The following is a 5,513-nucleotide window of genomic DNA, read 5'->3' as shown; positions in this document are numbered from 1 at the left end:
CAAATGCCCACACTTATCGACTGTTAATTGTTAAAGAACTGTATTCGGTACTGCTTTCGCGCTATCGACAAAGCGTTGTGTTTGTCAGCTGCGAAGAAGGAAGAGTATGCAGCATTTCACTACATCCGTCAACTCCTTCTTTTTTACTGCATCGCCGTTTCCGGTGATCCTCAAGTGCCGCATTTGACTGCGTCTCATTGGGGAGGCGAACTATAGCAAAGCCGCCCATGGGCGGCAAGCTTTATTTCAGCAATTCGGCAACCGCCATGCCGACATCGGTCGTACTGGCGCTGCCGCCCATATCAGGCGTACGCGGGCCATGCTCGAGCACCTGTTCGATGGCGTGCACAATCGCGTCATGTGCTGCAGTGTACCGAGCGTCGCCATTGCCGAGGAAGTCCAGCATCATGGCACCCGACCAGATCATGCCGATCGGGTTGGCAATATTCTGGCCGTAGATATCGGGCGCGGAACCGTGCACCGGTTCAAAGACGGAGGGAAATGTGCGCTCCGGATTGATATTGGCCGACGGTGCAATGGCAATCGTCCCCGTACAGGCAGGGCCCAGGTCAGACAGGATATCGCCAAACAGGTTCGACGCGACCACCACGTCGAAACGTTCGGGACTCAATACAAAGCGGGCAGCCAGGATGTCGATATGGTATTTATCCCAGTGCACATCGGGAAACGCTGGCCCCATCGCTTCGACTCGCTCATCCCAGAATGGCATGCTGATGGCGATACCATTCGACTTGGTCGCCGATGTCAGGTGTTTTTTAGGCCGGCTTTGCGCCAGTTCAAACGCATACTTCAAGATACGGTCGACGCCTTTGCGCGTAAACACAGATTCCTGCAGCACCGTTTCGCGCTCCGTTCCCTCGAACATGCGCCCGCCCACGGATGAATATTCTCCTTCCGTGTTTTCACGCACCACATAAAAGTCGATATCGCCCGGCTTTTTATTCGCCAGCGGACATGGCACGCCCGGCATCAGCCGCACGGGACGCAAGTTGACGTATTCGTCGAATTCACGCCGGAACTTTAGTAAAGAACCCCACAGCGAGATATGATCGGGCACTTTATCTGGCCAGCCCACGGCGCCAAAATAGATGGCGTCGAAATCCTTGAGCTGCGCGAACCAGTCCGAGGGCATCATTTGCCCGTGTTCCAGGTAATAGTCGCAATTGGCCCATGCCATCGTCGTAAACTGCAGGTCGATATTGAAACGTCGGGCGGCCGCTTCAATTACACGCAAGCCCTCCGGCATGACTTCATTGCCAATGCCATCACCGGCGATGACGGCGATTTTATGTATGTTCATGGGGAAACCCTATTGGAAATAGACGATGGAAGCCCGTATTTACATCTGCTGCCTCACGTCCGGGTACAGACGCGCCAGCACATCGGCAGTGATCGCCGTGATGATGGGCTGCACACATTCGGCAGCCAGTTCATTGGACTTCGCGCGGCGCACGTCTTTCCATAACTCGACCAATGCGCTCTCATGACGCGCCACCGCCTGCTCGACTTCATCCTGCCAGAAGGCCGGCGCCTCGCTTTCGACAAAATTGCCGCGGCCACGGCCAAAGTGCGCTACCGCCAGGTAACGCAGCACGCCCGCCACCATCAAGGTGCGCAGGAAGGCATCGGTAAATTGCATCGTGGGTTCATTGCGGTCCGTTCCGGAATTAAAGCCCCAGGCTGCGCCCGCAAACGTCAACGCACCAACCACACCGCCAAGCAGGGCGCCCGTGCCCAGAGTCAGGCCGCCGGAAATCAGGTCGGCCGACAGCCCCGTCGCCGCACCGGAAATCATCGCGCCCAATAGCCCTGCTTGCGCCTTGTCGATCGGCGCGCGCACGGCGAAATTTTCCCGTATCCGGCTATTGATCTTATGCGCATCGGTGGGGTCGAGCTTATGCAAGATCAACAGTTCACGCGTCGTTTCCCCACTGTGCGTATTGAGCCGCGCCACCAGGCTGGCCATGGCCTTTTCCTGGCGTTGTTGCTCTGCATTCTTGCCTATGCCCACGACTTGCAAGGCCGATTTCAGCAAGCCCTTGGACGCCAACTCGATGGCCTCGCGATCCTGTGCAGCCACGGCCAGCTGCGTGGCCAACAAGTGCATGGCCTGCCGGAAACGCACCGTATTCTGCGCTTGCCAGGCAGCAAACAAGCGCGCATAGCCTGCTTGCTGCGACTGCGGCAACAATTTACCCACAGCTTCGTAAAACACGCGTTCATGCACCCAGCAGCGGGCAAAGGCATCGAGCGCCAGGACATCGCGCACGATGGGATATTGCTGCAAATGCTCGCGCCAGCGCGCCTGCTCGCCATGTTCCTCACTACCCGGACGCGGCGGCCCCATCTGATTGAGCAAGACCACCACAGGCTTATCCAGCCAGGCCAGGATTTTCATTTCCGCCGGCAAGTAGCCCGCATCCTTCGGATGTTCCGAGGAATTCACCAGGTACAGCACCACGTCGGCCGCGTCCTTGGCCGTGCGCAGCGCTTGCTGGCTGAGCCAAAATGGCCGGTCGCGATAACGGTCCAGCACTTCACGCAGAAACCAGCCGATGGGATTGCCTGACTGGCCCAGGCGCTTGAGCAGACGCACGGAGTCGCCAAAGCCTGGCGTGTCCCACAATTGCAAAGCATCACCCTGTGGCGTGGCCAACAAGGTATGCGATTCGGCAAACACGGTCACGTGGGCGGCGTCGCGCACTTCGCCCACATCCACCCCAACGAGGGTACGCGCGAGTGTCGTCTTGCCATTATTCGTGTGCGAAATCAGCGCAAACTGAATCTGCACCGCGTCATCTTGCACATCTTTATTCACGTTCACACTCATGCTGCTGCCGATACTTTCAAGCCGACACCGGCATCGAGCGGGTGCAAGGCAGGGTTGAGCAAATTGACCACGGTGGCCGTGGCTTTATGGAACTGGCAAAACTGCTGCCACAAGGCGACCCGTTCCGCCAGACGCGCGCCGTTATCCGCCTGCTCGCCCGCGCGCTCCAGATAGCTGGACTCGTCGATCAGGACAGCGATGCCGCGCGCCGATGATTGCACCAGGTAATCGAGGAAGGCCCCGTGATTTTCCTTTTCCGGCGTTGCTGTCAGATTGAACAGCACGGCAGTGATATTGACTTGTGGATCGTTCAAGTCCGTATCGCGCAAGACGTCCTGCGGCTCTTCGCCATACGACGTTGATGGACGCAGCATCATGCGCCCCTGCTCGCCAAACAGCATGAGGGCGATTTGCCCCAGACCCTTGTGACGTGCCTCATCGACAGTAAAGCTGTAGGGCAAGACGCGCAGCATGCCACCCGTGGCCACACCGATACTTTCATTAAGTTTTCGGAAATACGGCTGATCGAGATCCAGCGGAAACTGCCTGGCCAGGCGCGCGGCGCGCCAATTATTGACCAGTGCCAGGATCAGGCGGGGGACAACCACCAGCAGGAAAATCGTCGCCGCATACAAATGCACCCAGCGTGCGCCGCCTTCGACGGTCGTCGTTTGCGGGAAGCGCAGCGCTTCGATTTCCGCCAGCGAAAAACCTTGTAAATGAAACAGGGCAATGGCCGGCGCAAACAGGGTCGATAGCAGGCTATGCACCTGGCCGGCATTCAGAAAGGTGCTTTCCCAGCCGGCCGCGTATTGCGACAGGAAACCGCGCGCATACAGCGAGGCGACGGCGCCGATGGCAAACATGGCAGCGCTCAGGTGGATGGTACGGCCTACTCGCGCGGCCGTCAGCTTGGCGCTCAGGTGCGCCCATTCCCCCATGAAACTGAGCAAGCCCGAGGACAAGGCATGCGGCAGTTTGCGCGGCAAGGCCAGCCGGCCCACGCTCAGGTGGCGCACCAGTCCCGCCTTCGGCCAGCCCAGGGAATGCGAAGGGATGCATAGCCAGATCAGCAAGCCCAGGTAAACCAGCACATTCCAGGCGATGATCAGCAGCAAGGGCGCCGACAGCAAGTCGACGCGATGGGGATCCGTGATGCGGTCGAGCACGGCGCCCAGCAGCAGTGCCAGCAGGGGCAAAGTCAGCGCCAGGGCTTTCATGCCGTTACGACGTTTCGCGAAAGCGGCGAAGGCGGGGGTGCGCTCGGTAATACGCTTAAGGATCAGCTCGGAACGCTGCTGCAGGAAATCGTCACCCGTGACTTCGGCCTGCTTGCCCGAAGCTTGCCACTGCGCAAGCTCACGCGCACTGCGGCTGGCATACATGCGGTCATCCTCGCTGAGGACTTCTTTTTTCTGGTCGGCCGTCTCGATAGCACGAACCAATACCACTTCTCTCGCAATCTGCTCGTTCATGGTGCTCCTGTTTTTGTATGAAACGACAACTCGACAGGCAGATTGTGACGTACTTTCGTGTTTCAGGCCAACGCATCCTCGGCCCGGAACAAATTATGTAGCAGATAGATCAGGAAAGAAGCAATCCAGGCAGACCATAAGGTGTGTGTAAAGAATTGCGTACCTTGCAACTGTTGCTGCCAGCTTGCCGCCAAACCGCACAGCAGCATGACGCCAGCGAGCAGCAGCGCCGTGCGTGGTCGTCCGGGCAGACAGAACAATGGCAAGGCCAGCATCCACCAGGCAGTGTTTGCCTGGGTAGCAGGCAGGCATGCCATGGCAGATGCGCTGGCTGGCAATGTTTCCAGCAGGCGCGTGTACGGCTCCAGTCCGCCATAACGCAACAAATCCGTGGGACAGGGCACGTCGCTGAAGGAAGAGAGCAAATAGATGCTTAGCGGCACGAATATAGCCGACAGCGCCACCACGCGCAAGGCGCTGCGACGCGAAGCAAGCCAGGCCAGCGGACGCAAGGTGTCCCACACGGCCAGCCCGATCATGACGGCGCCAAGCAAGATCATACCGATCTGAAAACTGCGCGCCCACACGCTGTCAGCGCCGACAAATTGTCCACGCGCACCGTCGAACATACTGTCGGCAATCATGAGGTCGAGGTTGCTGTAATTGCCGATCCAGAGTATCAGCATGGCCGACAGCATCAGGATGCTATCGATGCCTTTGGGAGTTTTGACGAGTTTAAGCTTGGCCAGCATGGATGCACACGTTACTTGATGAGAATGGACGTCATCGTACAGTGTCAATATGAAGAGAACATGACGGTGCCCGCCGTACACAACATGTGGTGATAAATGACAAAGGCAGCGCGCAGCGCTGCCTTTTTTTTCGTCGCTTGATTCGCATTGCAATAGCCGGGATCAGACCCTCCATGCCGCAAACGCAGGGGCTTGCGCTGTCGCTCGTGGGGGTCGGCGTAGGTCGGCTTAGCGCTGCGCGCGTAATCCGACACCACCAGCGGCGCCAAACAAGCACCACAAAACCCCCAGACGAAAAAAAACCCGACCATTGCTGATCGGGTTTTTCTCTACTGCGAATAACAAGCCTGACGATAACCTACTTTCACACTGGTTGCAGCACTATCATCGGCGCAAAGTTGTTTCACGGTCCTGTTCGGGATGGGAAGGGGTGGG

At 58.1% G+C, this 5,513-nt stretch carries 4 protein-coding genes; all 4 read right to left on the bottom strand.

The features are described 5' to 3' along the window. Positions 1-241: 241 nt before the first annotated feature. Complete coding sequence (locus CBW66_RS28110; RefSeq protein WP_086141013.1) at positions 242-1,321, bottom strand: tartrate dehydrogenase; 1,080 nt, start codon at positions 1,319-1,321, stop codon at positions 242-244. A 39-nt stretch (positions 1,322-1,360) separates the two neighbouring features. Then, entirely contained in the window at positions 1,361-2,851 is a 1,491-nt protein-coding gene (locus tag CBW66_RS28105) for a DUF3482 domain-containing protein (RefSeq protein ID WP_086141012.1), read from the bottom strand. Beyond that, positions 2,848-4,326 (bottom strand): DUF2868 domain-containing protein, encoded by a 1,479-nt coding sequence (locus CBW66_RS28100; RefSeq protein ID WP_086141011.1) that lies wholly within the window; start codon positions 4,324-4,326, stop codon positions 2,848-2,850. Before CBW66_RS28100 ends, CBW66_RS28105 begins: the two co-directional genes overlap by 4 nt. Before the next feature lie 62 nt (positions 4,327-4,388). After that, on the bottom strand, positions 4,389-5,078 hold the full coding sequence (locus CBW66_RS28095; protein ID WP_086141010.1) for a hypothetical protein: 690 nt from the start codon (positions 5,076-5,078) through the stop codon (positions 4,389-4,391). Positions 5,079-5,513: the final 435 nt, after the last annotated feature.

This window comes from Janthinobacterium sp. GW456P, from assembly GCF_002127655.1.
GTDB lineage: Bacteria > Pseudomonadota > Gammaproteobacteria > Burkholderiales > Burkholderiaceae_D > Janthinobacterium.
This window is presented reverse-complemented; position numbering and strand designations above follow the sequence as displayed.

What these genes read in the sequence shown, in the direction of transcription:
- CBW66_RS28105 (WP_086141012.1), bottom strand. Translation starts at nt 2,851, where the DNA reads ATGAGTGTGAACGTGAATAAAGATGTGCAAGATGACGCGGTGCAGATT.
- CBW66_RS28110 (WP_086141013.1), bottom strand. Translation starts at nt 1,321, where the DNA reads ATGAACATACATAAAATCGCCGTCATCGCCGGTGATGGCATTGGCAAT.
- CBW66_RS28100 (WP_086141011.1), bottom strand. Translation starts at nt 4,326, where the DNA reads ATGAACGAGCAGATTGCGAGAGAAGTGGTATTGGTTCGTGCTATCGAG.
- CBW66_RS28095 (WP_086141010.1), bottom strand. Translation starts at nt 5,078, where the DNA reads ATGCTGGCCAAGCTTAAACTCGTCAAAACTCCCAAAGGCATCGATAGC.